Annotated in this window: 14 protein-coding genes and 1 tRNA gene; 10 read left to right on the forward strand and 5 right to left on the reverse strand. The window is 70.5% G+C overall.

Annotated elements, in window-relative coordinates:
• Window positions 1–234: 234 nt before the first annotated feature.
• The 4 genes from AC07DO_RS01655 (at window position 235) to AC07DO_RS01670 (ending at window position 7,120) form a co-directional block, all read left to right on the forward strand.
• Window positions 235–1,668: an APC family permease gene (locus AC07DO_RS01655; RefSeq protein ID WP_479056283.1), complete on the forward strand. Its 1,434-nt coding sequence runs from the start codon at window positions 235–237 to the stop codon at window positions 1,666–1,668.
• A 117-nt stretch (window positions 1,669–1,785) separates the two neighbouring features.
• Window positions 1,786–4,497, forward strand: coding sequence for an alpha/beta fold hydrolase (locus AC07DO_RS01660; protein ID WP_479056285.1), 2,712 nt, complete (start codon window positions 1,786–1,788; stop codon window positions 4,495–4,497).
• Entirely contained in the window at window positions 4,494–5,357 is an 864-nt protein-coding gene (locus AC07DO_RS01665) for an ABC transporter permease (RefSeq protein ID WP_479056286.1), read from the forward strand. The genes AC07DO_RS01660 and AC07DO_RS01665 overlap by 4 nt, the downstream gene beginning before the upstream one ends.
• 128 nt (window positions 5,358–5,485) lie before the next feature.
• Window positions 5,486–7,120, forward strand: coding sequence for a vWA domain-containing protein (locus AC07DO_RS01670; protein ID WP_479056287.1), 1,635 nt, complete (start codon window positions 5,486–5,488; stop codon window positions 7,118–7,120).
• A gap of 66 nt (window positions 7,121–7,186) precedes the next feature.
• Here the strand turns inward: AC07DO_RS01670 and AC07DO_RS01675 are convergent, their stop codons facing one another.
• Window positions 7,187–8,971, reverse strand: coding sequence for an arabinofuranosyltransferase AftB family protein (locus tag AC07DO_RS01675; RefSeq protein ID WP_479056288.1), 1,785 nt, complete (start codon window positions 8,969–8,971; stop codon window positions 7,187–7,189).
• Window positions 8,972–9,090: 119 nt separating this feature from the next.
• A complete protein-coding gene (locus tag AC07DO_RS01680) occupies window positions 9,091–9,561 on the reverse strand; it encodes an SCP2 sterol-binding domain-containing protein (protein ID WP_479056289.1) in 471 nt (156 codons plus the stop codon).
• 69 nt (window positions 9,562–9,630) lie between these two features.
• On the opposite strand from AC07DO_RS01680, the gene AC07DO_RS01685 reads away from it, so the two are divergent.
• The 4 genes from AC07DO_RS01685 (at window position 9,631) to AC07DO_RS01700 (ending at window position 13,725) form a co-directional block, all read left to right on the forward strand.
• A complete protein-coding gene (locus AC07DO_RS01685) occupies window positions 9,631–10,317 on the forward strand; it encodes a TetR/AcrR family transcriptional regulator (RefSeq protein ID WP_479056290.1) in 687 nt (228 codons plus the stop codon).
• 148 nt (window positions 10,318–10,465) lie between these two features.
• Entirely contained in the window at window positions 10,466–12,388 is a 1,923-nt protein-coding gene (locus AC07DO_RS01690) for an AMP-dependent synthetase/ligase (RefSeq protein ID WP_479056291.1), read from the forward strand.
• A gap of 144 nt (window positions 12,389–12,532) precedes the next feature.
• Window positions 12,533–13,519: a hypothetical protein gene (locus tag AC07DO_RS01695; RefSeq protein ID WP_479056292.1), complete on the forward strand. Its 987-nt coding sequence runs from the start codon at window positions 12,533–12,535 to the stop codon at window positions 13,517–13,519.
• Window positions 13,520–13,548: 29 nt separating this feature from the next.
• The gene (locus AC07DO_RS01700) at window positions 13,549–13,725 is read left to right on the forward strand and encodes a hypothetical protein (RefSeq protein WP_479056293.1); all 177 of its coding nucleotides are present in this window, start codon (window positions 13,549–13,551) and stop codon (window positions 13,723–13,725) included.
• A 60-nt stretch (window positions 13,726–13,785) separates the two neighbouring features.
• On the opposite strand, the gene AC07DO_RS01705 is transcribed toward AC07DO_RS01700, so the two are convergent.
• Both AC07DO_RS01705 and AC07DO_RS01710 read right to left on the reverse strand, forming a co-directional pair.
• Window positions 13,786–14,214 (reverse strand): VOC family protein, encoded by a 429-nt coding sequence (locus AC07DO_RS01705; RefSeq protein ID WP_479057493.1) that lies wholly within the window; start codon window positions 14,212–14,214, stop codon window positions 13,786–13,788.
• Between the two features lie 129 nt (window positions 14,215–14,343).
• Window positions 14,344–14,424: transfer RNA gene (locus AC07DO_RS01710), tRNA-Arg, on the reverse strand.
• Window positions 14,425–14,537: 113 nt separating this feature from the next.
• On the opposite strand from AC07DO_RS01710, the gene AC07DO_RS01715 reads away from it, so the two are divergent.
• Together AC07DO_RS01715 and AC07DO_RS01720 are read left to right on the forward strand one after the other, a co-directional pair.
• Window positions 14,538–15,098: a hypothetical protein gene (locus AC07DO_RS01715; protein ID WP_479056294.1), complete on the forward strand. Its 561-nt coding sequence runs from the start codon at window positions 14,538–14,540 to the stop codon at window positions 15,096–15,098.
• Entirely contained in the window at window positions 15,074–15,976 is a 903-nt protein-coding gene (locus AC07DO_RS01720; RefSeq protein ID WP_479056295.1) for a tyrosine-type recombinase/integrase, read from the forward strand. Before AC07DO_RS01715 ends, AC07DO_RS01720 begins: the two co-directional genes overlap by 25 nt.
• Window positions 15,977–15,994: 18 nt before the next feature.
• Here AC07DO_RS01720 and AC07DO_RS01725 read toward each other — a convergent pair whose 3' ends face one another.
• Window positions 15,995–17,134: a Fic family protein gene (locus AC07DO_RS01725; RefSeq protein ID WP_479057494.1), complete on the reverse strand. Its 1,140-nt coding sequence runs from the start codon at window positions 17,132–17,134 to the stop codon at window positions 15,995–15,997.
• Between the last annotated feature and the right edge of the window lie 274 nt (window positions 17,135–17,408).

Here is a 17,408-nt window from a genome sequence, read left to right on the forward strand (position 1 = left end):
TATTCGGCAGCGGCATGTTCATTACGGCCCGCGAGGGCAAACTCTTGGGAAAGCGAGGCGACTTGAGGGGCGGCGGGGCTGCGGATTCCGTAGGTGAATGACCGTTGACGTTCCGGTTGCCCCCGGGGTTCGATGACGCGCCGGGAGCCACAGAAAGACGCAGCTCAACTGCCTTCGGAGGCGATAGCGCTCCCGCCGCACCTCTTGCCGCACGACTCGATCGGACCGCGCTTCATGACCGATACGCTTCGCCCGCTCCAGTCCGCCCCCACCGAGGCACCCTCACAGACGCCCTCGGTGACAGCCGTACCGGGCGACCCCCAGAAGCTCAAGCGCTCCATCGGCGTCGTCGGCGGCACCCTCCTCACGCTGTCGTGCGTGACGCCCGCCTCCACGCTCTTCGTCGTCGTCCCCGACCTCTTCTCCTCCCTCGGCACGGCCACCGCGCTCACCATCGCGATCGGCTCGCTGCTCTGCGTGGGCGTCGCGTTCTGCTACTCGGAGCTCGGCACGCTCATCCCCAGCGCGGGCGGCGAGTACGCGATGGTCTCGACGATGGCGGGGCGCCTGGCCGGCTGGCTCGTCTTCGTGCTCTCCCTGCTGGTCGTGATGATCGTGCCGCCCGTGATCGCCATGGGCACGGCCGACTACCTGGCGCCGGTCATGCACCTCGACCCGTCCTACGCGGGCGCCGGCGTCATGATCTGCGCCACCCTCGCCGGCCTCCTCGACCTGCGGGCCAACGCGTGGATCACCGGCATCTTCCTGGTCCTCGAAGTCGTGGCGGCCGGCGTCGTGGCCGTCCTCGGCTTCGCACACGCCGAGCGCGGCCCCGGCAGCCTGGTGGACCTCACGGTGGCGTCCGGCCCCGGTTCCGGTCCCGGCGGCGTCGACACGGTCACCGCGATGCTGATCGTCTCCGGCCTCGCCATCGCCCTCTTCGTCACGCAGGGCTTCTCCACGGCGGTCTACCTCTCCGAGGAGATGGAGAACCCGCGCCGCAATGTCGCGCGGACCGTCCTCGCCACCCTCGCCATCTCCTCCGTGATCATCCTGGTGCCGGTCGTCGCGATCACCATGGGCGCCGAGAGCCTGACCGCCCTCACGGAGGGCGACATCAGCGCCATGGTGACGGCCTGGTCGAACTCCGCGGTCGGGACGTTCGTCAGCCTCTGCGTGGCCCTCGCGATCATCAACGCGGGCATCGTCATGGTCATCCAGAACTCCCGCGTCCTGTTCGCCTCCGCCCGCGACAAGGCCTGGCCCACCCCGGTCAACAAGGCCCTCTCCAAGCTCGGCGCGTCCGGCGCCCCCTGGGCGGCCACGCTCCTCGTCGGCGTCCCCGGCGCCCTCCTGTGCTTCGTCAACCTGGACACCCTGTACGGCGTCACCGGCGTCTCCGTGACCGGCATGTACCTGCTGGTGGCGGTCGCCGCCCTGCTGGGCCGCCGCGGCTCCCACGGCACCGGTCACGCCTGGCGGATGCCGCTGTGGCCCGCGGTACCGGTGGTCCTGATCGCGGTACTCGGCTACGTACTCAGCCAACAGGAACTGCCCTACCTCGGCTGGACGGGAGGCATCGTGGTCGCGGCGACCCTGTACTGGGCGCTGTACCTGCGGCCGCGGCGCGAGACGCGGTGGCTGGTGAGCGTGCCGGAGGGGTCCTGACACCGGCCGGCTACGACGACCGCGGTAGGCGGGCGCGGAGCCTACTCCCCGGGGAGGCACCCGGGTTCAGACCGGCGGCTGCCCCGGTTGTCGGCGGTCGCCCGTACGGTTGACGGCATGGATCTACGACTGCCCAGGCCAAGGATGTCCGTGCCACGCGGTCCGCGCAGGCTGATCGCCGCCGCGGCCGCCGTCGCGGTGCTCGCCGGTGTGGGCACGTGGTCGGCGGTCGCCTCGGAGGGGTCGGCGGACGACGGGGCTGCCGTGCGGCGCACGGACCGCGTGATGGACACCGGTGGCGCGCGGATCGACACCTCGTACTTCACGGCGGGCGACCCGGACACCAAACGCCCCGCGATCCTCATCGGGCACGGCTTCGGCGGCAGCAAGGCGGACGTGCGCGAGCAGGCCGAAGACCTGGCCCAGGACGGGTACGCGGTCCTGACCTGGTCCGCGCGCGGCTTCGGGAAGTCCACCGGCAAGATCGGACTCAACGACCCCAAGGGCGAGGTGGCCGACGCCCGCAAGCTCATCGACTGGCTGGCGACCCGACCCGAGGTGCGGCTCGACAAGGACGGCGACCCGCGCGTGGGCATGACCGGCGCCTCGTACGCGGGAGCGGTCTCCCTTCTCACCGCCGGGTACGACCGGCGGGTGGACGCGGTCGCCCCCCAGATCACGTACTGGAACCTCGCGGACGCCCTGTTCCCCGACGGCGTCTTCAAGAAGCTGTGGGCCGGCCTCTTCATCAACACCGGTGGCGGCTGCGAGAAGTTCGAGAAGCAACTGTGCGCCATGTACGAGCGGGTCGCCGAGGCCGGCAAGCCCGACGCGGAGGCACGCAAGCTGCTCGCCGACCGCAGCCCGGCCGCCGTCGGCGACCGCATCAAGGTGCCGACGTTCCTCGCCCAGGGGCAGACCGACTCCCTCTTCCCGCTCGGCCAGGGCGACGCCATCGCCAAGGCGGTCCGCAAGAACGGCGCACCCGTCTCCGTCGACTGGATCGCGGGCGGCCACGATGGCGGCGACCGCGAGCAGGGCCGCGTCGAGGGCCGCGTCAACGACTGCTTCGACCGCTACCTGAAGAACGACAAGAACACCGACACGGGCCCCGCGTTCCGTGTCACCCGCACCGGAGGAGTCGACTCAACCGACGGCGCCGCCCGCAAGCGCGGCGCGAGCGCGGAGGCGTACCCGGGCCTGGAGAGCGGCACGCGCGCAATACCGCTGCGCGGCCGCGAGCAGACCTTCGACAACCCGGCCGGCGCCAGCCCGCCCGCCATCTCCGGACTCCCCGGCGTCGGCGGCAGCCGCCTCTCCCAGTTCGCCTCACTCGGCGTCGGCATCTCCGTGGACTTCCCCGGACAGTTCGCCAAGTTCGACTCGGCACCGGTCCGCGACGACCTCCGCATCACCGGCTCGCCCACCGTCCGCGCCCGCGTGAAGTCCTCCGGCGACGACGCGGTGCTCTTCGCGAAGGTGTACGACGTCAGCCCTGACGGCAAGCAGCAGGTCCTGCCCTCACAGCTCGTCTCGCCGGTCCGCGTGACCGACGCACGGCAGGGCAAGGACGTCGAACTGCGGCTGCCCGCCGTCGATCACAAGGTGCAGAAGGGACACCACCTGCGCCTCGCCCTCTCCTCGACCGACTTCGGCTACGCGTCGCCGTACAAGCCCGCCAAGTACACCGTCTCGCTGAAGGGCGACCTACAGGTGCCGACCGCGCCCGGCGTGGACACCGCGGCCGCGCCGCTGCCCGCCTGGGTGTGGTGGCTGCCCGCCGCCGGCGCCGTGCTCGCCCTCGGTCTGCTCGGCACCGCACGCAGGCGCACCACCGCGCCCGCCCCCGACCCGGCACTGGCCGAAGTGCCGCTCCAGATCACCGACTTGAGCAAGCGCTACGCCAAGTCCAGCGACCGGTACGCCGTCCGTGACGTCTCCTTCACCGTCGAGAAGGGCCAGGTACTCGGTCTCCTGGGACCGAACGGCGCGGGCAAGACGACGACGCTGCGCATGCTCATGGGCCTCATCCGCCCCGACGCGGGCGAGATCCGCGTCTTCGGGCAGGCCATCAGGCCCGGCGCGCCCGTCCTCTCCCGCGTCGGCGCGTTCGTCGAGGGAGCGGGCTTCCTGCCGCACCTCTCCGGCCTGGAGAACCTGGAGCTGTACTGGAAGGCGACCGGCCGCCCCGCCGAGGACGCCCACCTGGACGAGGCCCTGGAGATCGCGGGCCTCGGCGACGCTTCCCCGAGTTCTCGGCTCCGCTCGAACAGGGGAGACCCCATCGCCCGCGCCGTGCGGACGTACTCCCAGGGCATGCGGCAGCGCCTCGCCATCGCCCAGGCCATGCTCGGCCTGCCGGACCTGCTGATCCTCGACGAACCGACCAACGGCCTCGACCCGCCCCAGATCCGCGAGATGCGCGAGGTCATGATCCGGTACGCGCGCGGCGGCCGCACGGTCATCGTCTCCAGCCACCTCCTCGCCGAGGTCGAGCAGTCCTGCACGCACCTGGTCGTCATGGACCGCGGCCGACTCGTCCAGGCGGGCCCCGTCGCCGAGATCGTGGGCTCCGGAGACACGCTCCTCGTGGGACTCGCGGAGGACATCCCCGACCCGCTGGTGGAGAAGGTCGCCGCGCTTCCCGGCGTCGCGTCCGCGGTCCGCGCGGACGACGGCCTCCTGGTGCGGCTCGACGGCACGGAGCACGCGAGCGCCGTACGCCTGCTGCCCGAACTGGTCCGCCTCGGCGTGCCGGTGGAGTCCATGGGCCCGCACCGCCGCCTCGAAGACGCGTTCCTCACCCTGATCGGAGGCACCACCGCATGAGCGCCACCCTGGAGCGCCCGACCGCGCCCGGCTACCGCGCGTGGCGGACCCTGCCCCTGCGGGTCGAGGCGGTCCGCCAGCTGAAGCGCCGCCGCACGCTCGTCATGGGCGGCATCATGGCGCTCCTGCCGATCGTGCTCGTCATCGCGTTCGCCGTCGCGGACGGCTCGCCGGGCTCCCGCAACGGCGACGTGACACTGATGGACACGGCCACGTCCTCGGCGGCCAACTTCGCCGCGACGTGCCTGTTCGTCTCCGCGGGCTTCCTGCTCGTCATCCCCGTCGCGCTGTTCTGCGGCGACACCGTGGCCTCCGAGGCGAGCTGGTCCTCGCTGCGCTATCTGCTCGCCGCGCCCGTGCCGCGGGCCCGGCTGCTCTGGTCCAAGATGATCGTCGCACTCGGCATGAGCGCCGCCGCGATGGTGCTGCTGCCGCTCGTCGCGCTGGCGGTCGGCGCGGTGGCGTACGGCTGGGGCCCGCTGGAGATCCCGACCGGCGGCACGCTCCCCGTGGGCACGGCGACCCGGCGCCTGCTCGTCGTCGTCGCGTACATCTTCGTCTCCCAACTGGTCACCGCGGGCCTCGCGTTCTGGCTGTCCACGAAGACGGACGCGCCGCTCGGCGCGGTCGGCGGCGCGGTCGGCCTGACCATCGTCGGGAACGTCCTGGACGCGGTGACCGCGCTCGGCGACTGGCGCGACTTCCTCCCCGCGCACTGGCAGTTCGCCTGGGCCGACGCGATCCAGCCGCAGGCCGAGTGGGGCGGCATGATCCAGGGCTCGGCGATCTCGGTGTCGTACGCGCTGGTGCTGTTCGCGCTGGCGTTCCGGGGGTTCGCGCGGAAGGACGTGGTGTCGTAGGGCCTGTGTCACCACCCGGGCTCTCGGGCCCGTAGCCGCATCGAGACTCTTCCGCAACGGTTCCGAGCGATCGTTCGCAGGTCCTCCGGCGTCACAGTCGTGTGAGCGGACGACGCGAGGGGGACCGGATGAGGAATCGGTGGAGCGGGCGGATCGCGGGGCCCTGGCGGGCCGGGCGGCCCGGACGGGGCGGGAAGGTGCGGCAGGGGGCGCTCGCCGTGGCCGTGGCCGGGGGCCTCGCGCTCACCGGCTGCTCGGGCGGCGGCGGGAGCGATGCTCACCGGGCAACCGGTGACAGCGGCGGGAAGCGTGACAGCGCGCCGATGCCCGCGCCCGCGCTGCCGGACGGCGGCACCGGCGCGCCCTCCGGCGAGCAAGGAGACGACGACCAGCGGGAGTTCGCGCCCGACCACCTGTCCACGTTCGCCCTGGACGTCGACACCGCGTCGTACGGCTTCGCGCGCCGCACCCTCGCCGAAGGGCGCCTGCCCGATCCGTCGACGGTCCGGCCCGAGGAGTTCGTCAACAGCTTCCGGCAGGACTACCCCCGGCCCGACGGCGACGGCTTCTCCGTGAGCGTGGACGGCGCCCGCACGGACGACGACGGCTGGTCGCTGGTCCGGGTCGGCCTCGCCACCCGAGGCGAAGCGGCGGACACCGAACGTCCGCCCGCCGCCCTCACCTTCGTCATCGACGTGTCCGGCTCCATGGCGGAGCCGGGCCGCCTCGACCTCGTGAAGCAGTCCCTCGGCCTCATGACCGACCGGCTGCGCCCCGACGACTCGATCGCCCTCGTCACCTTCAGCGACACGGCGGAGACAGTGCTGCCGATGACGCGCCTCGGGGGCAGCGGGGACGGCGGGGACGGGCGTATGCGCGTGCACCGGGCCGTCGAGGGCTTGGAGCCCACCGAGTCCACCAACCTCGAAGCGGGCATCACCACCGGCTATGACACGGCGGTGCGCGGCAAGAAGGAAGGCGCCACCAACCGCGTCGTCCTGCTCTCCGACGCCCTCGCCAACACCGGAGAGACCAGCGCGGACGGCATCCTGGACCGCATCTCCGACGCCCGCCGCGAGCACGGCATCACCCTCTTCGGCGTGGGCGTCGGCAGCGACTACGGCGACGCCCTGATGGAGCGGCTCGCCGACAAGGGCGACGGTCACACGACGTACGTGTCGAACGAAGAGGACGCGCGCGACGTGTTCTGCGAGCAACTGCCCGCCCACATCGAGCTGCGGGCCCGCGACGCGAAGGCGCAGGTGTCCTTCGACCCGGAGACGGTCGAACAGTTCCGGCTCATCGGGTACGACAACCGGGAGGTCGCCGACGACGACTTCCGCGACGACTCCGTGGACGGCGGGGAGATCGGCCCCGGCCACACGGTGACGGCGCTGTACGCGGTGCGGACCACGGCGGGCGCGGGCGGTCATCTGGCCACGGCGAGCGTCCGCTGGCTCGACCCTGACAGTCGCGCGCCGCACGAGGAGTCGGGCCGCATCGAGACGGCCGACCTCGACGGGTCACTCCGGGAGGCGGACGCGGGCCTCCAGGTCACCGCGGTGGCGGCGTACTTCGCGGACGGCCTGCGCGCCGCCGCCCCGCCCGGCGGCCACGCGGCCCGGGACCTCCCCGAGCCGGCCCCCGCCACGCCGTCCCTCGCGGAGCTCTCCGAGCGGGCCCACGCGCTGCCGACCCGCACGAGGCAGATCCGTGAACTGACGTCGTCGATCGACGCGGCGGCGCGCCTGAGCGGGGACTAGGACCTGTGCCGCACGCTGCGGGGCCCGCCCTCCGGGCGGAACGACGGGACTTCCGGCACAGGCCCCCTAGCGCCCGCACACCTGCCGTTCCGCCCGCACCGGGTCGCTCGGGAAACGGAACGACGTGCGCTCCACGGACCCCGTCAGGTTCCGCCAGAAACGGCCGACGGTCAGGGGCGCGCGGGTGGCGGCCCGCAGTTCGGCGAGGGGCCCGCAGCGCAGGGCCCGGCGGGCGGCCTCGACCCGGGCGGGGTCGAGGCCTTCGGGCACGTCGGCGGCGCCGCGCTCGGCGACGATCCACTCGTCGGGCAGCCGCTTGTCGTGTCCCACGCGGCCGTTGACGATGCCTTCGGAGTGGGCCGCCAGAGGGTAGGCGAGCCCGATGGGGTCGAGGGCCGCGCCGGAGAGCGGGACGACGGAGCCGCTGAACCCGAGCGTGTTGTAGACCCCCGTCACCCCCGGCGCACCGCCCGCCACGGGCGTCCGGGCGAGGAGCAGGGTCGGGGCGCCGCTCAGCGCCCGCTCCCGTACGAGAGCGGCGTACGCCCGGTTTCCCGGCTGGCCCGCGAAGTCGTGGTGGAGGGGGTGGGGAGAGGCGTTCTGGCGTACGTACACGCCTCGCTCGTCCGCGATCCCGCCCGCGCCGATCCGCCCTTCGTACGGCACCCGAAGCACGCCCGCGCACGCGACGGCCCACACGCCGATCACCAACGCGGCCACGCCCCACGCGCGCGTGAGGGGCACCAGGAAGACGGGCAGCAGCATCAGGAGCAGCCCCGGCAGGAACATCCGGCCGTGCATGAAGTCGCCGCCGACCTTGATGACGTAGAGCCAGCAGAGGGCACCGGCGAGGACGGGGGCGCCTGCGAGGACGGGGGTGCCTGCGAGGACGGGAGTGACGACCGGGGCGGCGTCCCGCACGATGTCGGGATCGCGTACCTGTCGTACGCCGAACCTCCCTGCGTACAACGCAGCCGCGCCGACCGACACCATCGCCACCATCGGCGCCCACAGCGCGTACGGCCCCGTGAAGTCCCAGAGGTAGTCGAACCCGCGCCCCCACAGACTTCGCGACGCCTCCTTCGTGACGCCGGGCAGCGGCATCAGATGCCCGTAGTAGCCCATGCGGAAGATCTCGTACGCCACGGGAAGCGCCCCGGCGGCCCCCGCCCCGGCGAGCGCCCCGCGCCACGAGGGCCGTACCGTCACCCACTGCGCGGCCAGGAGGACCACCGACACCAGCGCCAGGTCGGGCCGCACGAGAGGCCCGAGTCCGAGCACGGCGCAGGTCACGAGCGACCGGGGGCGTGCCACGAGCGCGAGCCAGGCGCCCGCGATCCAGCAGGTGGCGAGCCCCGTCTCCAGGCCGGAGGTGGCGAAGTCCCAGACGGGCGGGAGCGCGAGCAGGACCACGGCCCCGCAGGGCACGAGGAGCCCGCCCCTGCCGCCTCCCCGCAGCCGCGCCGCTCCGACCCCGGCGAGCGCGAACCCGGCGACGGTGAACAGCAGCCCCCCGTACATCGCCACGGTCGCCACATCGGCCCCCACCGCCCCGCCCGCCACCAGCAGCCACTGCCACAGGGTGCCGGTGGACGATTCCGCGCGCTCGCCCGCGTTGAAGACGGGCCCGTTGCCGGCGAGGACCTGCCGGACCGTACGGACGTAGATGTGCCCGTCGTCGGACATCCACCGCCGCTGGAAGCCGGCGAAGCCGATGACGAGCGCGGGCAACAGGCAGGCCCCGAGCCGGGCGTGGTCCCGCCATCGGCCGGGCGCTCCTGCTCCCGCTCCCGGGGAGGGCCCGGCGACGGCTTCGGGGTCACGGACGGAGGTGTGCGCGGACGTCGTCATGATCACTACATCGGCGCAGGCCGACGACGGCTTGAGGCAGCCGGAGAATCCCCGGGCCCGAGTCCGAGTCCGAGTCCGATCCCGGGCCTGGCCCCGACCCGCGGTCGCCCGAGGGGGTGTCAGACCTTGGGAATGTCGAAGTACCGCGTGAGCCCCGCGGCCAGCGCCACATCACCCACCACCCGTACCTTGCGCATCATGAACAGCGCGACGGGACCCACGTTTCCGGAGACGAGCTTGAGGAACTCGGCGTCGGCGAGGATCAGCGTGACCCGCGGCTTCGACTCCGACTGTCCCTCGCGCACGGCACACGTGCCGTCGGCGATGTCCGTCTCGTACACCACGTCTTCGTTGCCGCCACTGCCGGTGATCTTCCAGCGGATGAGCGCGGTCACGGAGGCCGCGGCCTCGGGCTTGAACTGTCGTTCCATCCGCCCGAAGACCTCCTGGAGGACGCGTCCGCGCAGCGTGCCGTCCTCGGCGAGCTCGGTGAACTGCTTTCTGGAGAGCCCTTTCACGATCCGCGCGAATTCCTCGGGCGTGACGTCGGCGAAGTCGAGTTCGGCGATCTCGCTGATGTCGTCGGCCACGTCAATCTCCTTACTCCACAGTAAACTTACTAAACGGTAAGGTAATCGTCACCAGGGAGGCTGACAAGGGTGAGCGGCACATTCGAAGACGCACCGGACCCGAAGGGCGCCCGGGCCCCGCGCAGGCGCCGGGTGCCGCGCCGCGAGCGGGAGCGCCAGATCGTCGATGTGGCGGTCCGGGTCTTCGCCAAGCGTGGCTATCACGGGGCGTCGGTGGACGAGATCGCCGAACTCGCGGGCATTTCCAAGCCGATGGTGTATCTGTACCTGGACTCCAAGGAAGGCCTCTTCCTCACCTGCCTGCGACGTGAGGCGGACCGCCTGGTCGGCGCCTTCCAGGGCGCGGTGACGACGAGGGGCGCGACGCCCGAACTCCGGCTGCACGCGGGGCTGCTCGCGTTCTTCGCGTTCGTCGCCGAGCACCGCGACAGCTGGGTGGTGCTGCACCGCCAGGCGTCGGAGCTGAGCGAGGCCATCGCGGCCGCCGTCGCCGAGGCCCGTGTCGCGGTGATGGCGGAGGTGGCCGGGCTGGTGCGGGCGGGCATCGCGGAGGCGGGCCCCGCGGCGCAACTGTCCGACGACGACGCGGATTTCGTGGCCCACGCGCTGGTGGGCGCGGCGGACTCGCTGACGGACTGGATGGCCCGCCACCCCGACCAGTCGCCGGAAGGCGTGACGCTGCGGCTGATGAACATGGTGTGGGTCGGGATGGGGCGGGTGCTGGAAGGGGAGACCTGGAAACCGGCGACAGGCTGAGGGGCCGTCCCTCTTGAATTTTCCTTACGCGCCAGTAAGTTGACTCACCAGTAAATAAGTCGGTTCGCTCTTGGGCGAGTTGACCCACGAGCAAGTACGCGCGCCGATCGCCTGCACATCAGCTGGGAACCGGAATCCGGGAGCCGTCATGGGCGTACGCAAGGATCTGAAGAGGGCACAGCGCCACAGCGACCTGGCGGAACGCGGCGAGGTCGAAATCGTCAAGGACGAGCACGGCACGGTACGTGAGGCGCGTACCGCCCCCCTCGTGTCCCGCGCCACCGCGGGCAGTACCGCGGACATCCCCTTCACCAACGCGGTCGAGGCCCCCGACGCCGTGGTCCTGCGCCGCAAGCAGGCCGGTCGGTGGCGCCCCGTCATGGCCGCGGCCTTCGCGCGCGAGGTGACGGAGACGGCCAAGGGGCTCATCGCGGACGGCCTGGAACCGGGCGGCCGCGTCGCGCTCATGTCCCGTACGCGTTACGAGTGGGCCGTCCTGGACTTCGCGATCTGGGCGGCGGGCGGCCAGACCGTCCCCATCTACGCGACGTCCTCCGCGGAACAGATCGAGTGGATCGTCCGGGACTCGGGCGCACGCTTCCTGATGACCGAGACGGCGGAGAACGCGAAGACGGCGGGGGAGGCCCTGGCCGCCTTGGACGGGCCTCCGCTCGTACGCACCATCGACGGCGGAGCGATGGCGGAACTCGCCTCGCTCGGACGGCACTTGTCGGACGAGGAGGTCACGAAACGCAGGTCCGCACTCACCCCGGACTCCATCGCGACCCTTTGCTACACCTCGGGCACCACGGGCCGCCCCAAGGGCTGCGTCCTCACGCACGGCAACCTGCACGCGGAGGCGGCGAACACCGTCGAGCTGCTCCACCCCGTCTTCAAGGAGATCACGGGGCAGGTCGCCGCCACGCTCCTCTTCCTGCCGCTCGCCCACATCCTGGGCCGCAGCATCCAGATCGCCTGCATGATGGCGCGCATCGAGCTCGGTCACTGTCCGAGCATCAAGCCGGACGAACTGCGCCCGGAGCTCCGGGCGTTCAGGCCGACGTTCGTGGTCGGCGTCCCGTACCTCTTCGAGAAGATCCACGAGACGGGCCGGGCGACCGCGGAGAAGATCGGGCGTGCCGCTTCGTTCGACCGGGCCGAGCGGATCGCGGTGCGCTTCGGCGAGGCGTACCTGAACAAGTTCCTGGACAGGAGCGGGCCGGGTCCGTCCCTCGGTCTGCGCGCGGGCTGGGCGCTGTACGAGCTGCTCGTCTACCGCCGCATCCGCAAGGAGGTCGGCGGCCGCCTGCGCTACGCGATCAGCGGCGGCTCACCCCTGGACCGCAACCTCAACCTCTTCTTCTACGCCGCCGGGATCATCATCTACGAGGGGTACGGCCTGACCGAGACCACGGCCGCCGCCACCATCACCCCACCGCTCAAGCCCCGCCCGGGGACGGTCGGGCTGCCCGTGCCGGGCACGTCGGTACGTATCGCGGACGACGGCGAGGTGCTGATCAAGGGCGGCATCGTCTTCGGCTCGTACTGGAACAACCCGGCCGCGACGGACGCCGTGCTGACCGACGGGTGGTTCGCCACGGGCGACCTGGGGGCGCTGGACGGCGAGGGCTACCTCACGATCACCGGCCGCAAGAAGGACATCCTCGTGACCTCCGGCGGCAAGAACGTCTCGCCCGCGGTCCTGGAGGACAGGCTGCGCAGCCGGTCGCCGGTCGGCCAGTGCATCGTCGTGGGGGACAACCGCTCCTACGTGGCCGCGCTCGTGACCCTCGACCCCGAGGCGGTCGCCCACTGGCTCACCGTACGCAAGCGCCCCAAGGACACGCCGCTGGAGGAGCTGGCGCGGGACCCGCAGATGATCGCGGAGGTCCAGAAGGCGGTGGACTACGCGAACGCGGCGGTCTCCAAGGCGGAGTCGATCCGTAGATTCGCCATAGTGGGCGGCGAGTTCACGGAGGACAACGGCCTGCTCACCCCCTCCCTCAAGATCAAGCGACATGCGGTGACGGAGGCGTACGCGGCGGAGATCGAGGAGTTGTACGGCGCGTAACAGCCGGACCGGCCGAACCTGTATCGGGACCAAAGTCCCTCCTCCGTCTTCTACACATGTGTAAAAGTATGGGCGGCGCCCCGGGCGGGGATCCTCTTGCGAGGGCTCGGGGTGCCTTCGTATGCGCAAAAACGGGAGGGACCCATGAACATCACGAAGAGCGGCGCGCGGAAGAAGACGAGACGAATGACGGGCGGCTTCGTCGCGTCGGTGACGGCGGGCGCGGTCCTCGGGGCGCTGGCCCCCGCGGCCGTGGCGGACGAGGCGCCGTCGTCGACGGCGGCGGCACGTGCCGCGGAGGTCGTGGAGAAGGCGACCGGTACGGCGGACCTGACCCAGCTGGACGGAGGCCGCCGGGGCACCGCACGGACGGCCGAGGGCGAGGTGACGGTATCGGCCCCCGCGACATCGACGGGCGACGTTCTCCTGGACGCCCCGAACGCCGACGTCTCCCTCGGTCTTCCGGAGGTGAAGGACACGGCGGGCGTGACGGCCGGCGCGGGCACGGTGGTCTACCCCGACGCCGCACCGTCGACGGACATCGCCGTACAGCCCACGTCGGACGGCGCGGCCCGCACGCTGGTGACGCTCAAGGACGCGAAGGCGCCGACGACGCACGACTTCGACCTGAAGCTCCCCGAGGGGACGGGCCTGACGGAGGACGGCGAGAACGGCTTCCTGATCACGAAGGCGCACGGCGAGGACACGGAGGTCCTGGGCGCGATCGACGCGCCGTGGGCCAAGGACGCCAACGGCAAGGCCGTACGGACGAGTTACCGCCTCGACGGCGACAGGCTGACGCAGACGGTGGACGTCACACCGGACACGGCGTTCCCGGTCGTGGCCGACCCGAAGATCTCGCTGGGTTGGTCCATCTACCTCCGCTTCAGCAAGAAGGAGGTGAAGGACATGGCCAAGACCCCGATGTACCACTTCGCGGCCACGGCGACGGTCATGGCCTGCGCCAAGATCCCCAACGCGGTGGCCGCGGCGGGCTGTGGCGCCGCTCTGACGGCCCAGGCGAGCTCTCTGCGGGGCCAGATGCAGGACGCGGCGAAGGCGAACCAGTGCGTGGAGTGGAAGGTCAGCTACGTGGGCGTGATCACGAACTGGAAGCGCTACAAGTGCTGAAGACGGACAAGCGGCAAGAGGCGAGGGACATGAGCAAGAAGAAGGACTTGGCGCTCCTCACCGTCACGTACGTGGCACTGGTGCTGATAGCCGGAGCGTTGATGGGCTGGTCGACGGCCCGCTGGATGCTCCTGCTCCTGCCCGTCCTCGTGGCGACCCGTGCGCTGACCTACCGGGGAAAGGGGCAGTGCGAGCCCCGGAAGTAACGAAGTGGCGAGCTCGCCCCGAGGGGACCACGCGGAGGCCCCTCGAGGCGAGCCGGCCCCTCAATCGATGCAGAACTCGTTGCCCTCGATGTCCAACATCGGAATGCACGCGTCATTGCCGTCATACAACGTCTGCACGTACACGGCCCCGAGCGGGACCAGCCGATCACGCTCGGCCTCCAGCGCGGCGAGCCGCTCCGGGCCCACGAGTCCCGTGCCGACCCGCACATCCAGATGGACCCGGTTCTTCACAGCCTTCCCTTCGGGAACCCGCTGGAAGTACAACCGCGGGCCGACACCCGAGGGGTCGACGCAGGCGAACGAGGAGTCCCGCTGCTCAGGCGGCTGCGACTGCTTGAAGTCGTCCCAAGTGGCGAATCCGTCCGGGGGCGGCGGTACGACATACCCCAACACTTCGCACCAGAAGCGGGCGAGGCGCTCGGGTTCTCCGCAGTCGAAGGTGACCTGGAACTTCTTGATCGTCGTCATCCGCTCACGGTAGGAGCGCACGCCCACTCCCTGGAACCCCCGACGCCGGCGAAGGCGCTTGCTGTAGAGCGATGTGCAGCCGCACAGGAAAGAGCCCCTCACGCGTTTTTGCAGGTGAGAGGCTATGTGCGCCCCCGGCAGGACTCGAACCTGCGGCCAAGCGCTTAGAAGGCACTTAGTCTAACGGTACCTCTACCGCCCTGACCTGGCCTTTTATCGTCCAGTGACGCATCGTCAACTGTTTTGGGGGACGCATGTGGGACGATCTTGCCGCCCGGTTGGTGGTGGGATCATGGAGGTAGAGCCCGTAGCGGTTCGGGGACATGGGTTTCCGCGAGGCGGGGCGCCACGGGCGGGATCGGATCGCGGTGCGGACCATGGATACCACCTTTGACGTCAGGGTCTGGCAGATCGAGAGGGGTTCCGGGAAGCTGCGCGAGTCCTACAGGGTCCGCTGGTCCGTGGGTGGAAAGCGTCAACGCAAGACGTTCCAGACGTACGCGCTGGCCGACGGTTTCCGAGCGGAGCTGGTGACCGCGACGCACGCTGGAGAGCCGTTTAACATGTCGACCGGCTTGCCGGAACGGCATGAGCCGAGAGCTTCCTCGGTCGGGTGGTACGACTTCGCCGTCCAGTTCACGGACGCCCAGTGGCCGCGTGTGTCGGCGAACCACCGGAAGAACACGGCTCGCACGCTGATGATCGTCACCACTGCGCTGATGGACCGGGATCCACCGGGCGTTCCATCTCCGCGGGTCCGTACGGCGCTCAGTGACTGGGCCTTCAACACGGGCCGCCGCGACGATGCCCCGGATGACGTAGTCGCGGTTCTCGGCTGGTGCGGCGACACACTCCGACCATGGACGCCTGGACTGATCCGCTGATCGTCCAGGACGTGCTGTTGGTACTGGGAACGCTGCTGGACGGGAGACGAGCGGCGGCCTCATCTGTGAAGCGACATCGGCGGGTTCTGCATCTGGTGATGAGGTATGCGATCGTTCGCGGGATTCTGCTGTCCGATCCGGTTCCTCAGGGGCGGAACCTCACTCCACAGTCTGCTGGCGCGATCGATCGACGCCGTCTACTCAATACGCGGCAAGCGGCGCAGTTGCTCGACTGGATACGCAATCGGCCGCGCAGCGGGCGAAGGCTGCATGCGTTCTTCGCCACGTTGTACTTCACAGGGCTGCGCCCGGAAGAGGCTGTCGCGCTGCGTGTGTCAGATCTTGTCGTGCCTGCTTCAGGAGAGGGGCAGTGGGCCGACATCGTGGTGCACGCCGCCGAGCCCGAGATCGGGCGTACGTGGACCGACAACGGAACCCGGCACGATCAGCGGCATCTGAAGGGGAGAGCAGAGGGTGAATCGCGCATCGTGCCGTGCCCTCCCGGGCTTGCCCGTATTTTGCGGGCGCGTATTCAGGAGGCGGTCCTGCTCCCCGACGACCGGTTCTTCCCCGGAGAGCACGGCGGAGTTCTCGCGGGTTCCGTCTACCGCCGCATGTGGGACCGCGCCCGTAGCGCGATCTTGCCACCGCATGTATGCGCGTCACCGACTGGACGACGCGTGTACGACCTTCGACATACCCGGCTGACGATGTGGCTCAACAACGGCATCCCGCCTGCTCAGGTGGCCGAGTGGGCCGGCACCAGTGTTGCCATGTTGTTCGCCACGTACGCGCAGTGCATCAGTGGTCAAGAGCAAGATCTGCGGCAGCGGCTCGACGAGATGCAGGACGCCCCGGCTAACCTGGCGGCGGCATAACCGCTGAGGGTGGGTGGGTCACCGTTCCCGCCGGTAGGGATCTGTGTACGGCTCCATGGACTGGCGGACCTCGTCTCGGACTGGGCCCATGAGGGGCCCGGGGGCGTAGTAACGGGCGCGGGCCTTGCCGTGGGGGACGAGCCAGCCGCGGGCCACGAGCTCCCGGATATCGCGAATGGCTTGCTGGTCGCTGAGGTCGGCGTCCTGCTGGTAGACGGTGCGACGGACCTTCGCGTCAGAGAACGCGGGCAGCAGGGCGTAGACGACCCGCTCGTCGAGGCCAGTTGCCTCGACGCCTTCGACCAGGCGGCTCCAAGCCCGCGACATCACGTCGAAGCGCCGCTGGGCCTGCTGGGCCTGGCGGTGGTGGGCGGTCAAGCAGAATCGGATCCAGGGCCGGGTGTCCCGCTCGGGGCTCCAGTGCGGGCCGCCCACGTCCTCTAGGGCCTGGTAGTAGGCGTAGGTGTTCTGTCCCCGGCCGAGCCATTCCTCGATGGAGGAGAACTCAGGGGGCATCAGAGCCTCGCGGGAGAACACCAGAGTGGACAGGGCGCGGGACATGCGCCCGTTGCCGTCCTTCCATGGGTGGATTTTGACGAGGTTGAGGTGAGCCATGGAGGCGCGGACGTGGACGGGGGCGTCGAGGTCGCCCTCGTTGAGCCAGTCGATGAACTCGGACATCAGAGCGGGAACGTCCGCCTGGTCGGGTGCGGTGTAGGCGGGGACCAAGGGGTCGTCGGGGCTGGTGACGTAGACGGGTCCGTCGCGCCAGCGGCCGGGCCGTTTGTCCAGGTGGTGGCCCTGGAGCATGAAGTGCAGGCCGTTGAGCAGGCCGGCGTCGTACCGGAAGTCGTCCCCGGCGTCGGCGAGAGCCTGGATGTAGGTCATGCCGCGCTGGTAGCCCTCCAGCTCGGCGCGCGTCTTCTCGCCGGTCTCCAGCGGTTCCTCGCCGGACATGAGGGCTTCCACGTCGTCGACCGTCGCCGCGTACCCCTCGATGGTGTTCGATCCGGCGATCGCGCGGGCGGTGAGATTGCGGCGCAGTTGACGGGTCCAGCGCGGGGTGGCTCGGAGCATGTGGCGCAGGGAACGGCGCATGCTCTCGATCTCGTCGAGGGCTCGCTGGTCATCGGAGGTCAGGCGTGGGGTCGCGTACATCACGAGTCAATGACACTATGATTGTGTCATCTAGTCAAGTGCTCAAGTGGGAGAACCCTTCTCTGGACCGGTTGAGCCTTCCGATCGCGACCGGTGGACACTCATGTACCTGCTCCATCCGTGGCGTGAAGTTCGGGTGAGGCACCGTAGGTTTTGCGCCACATCACTCGCTTCGTGTGCCTGGCCGCAGGTATCCAAGCTCACACGTGCCACAGCTGCCCGCGTAGGCTGAGGGGTCATTCGTACGGCAACCGCGCCTCGGGGGAGAAGAGCA

The sequence above is a fragment of the Streptomyces sp. NPDC045678 genome, assembly GCF_056432085.1.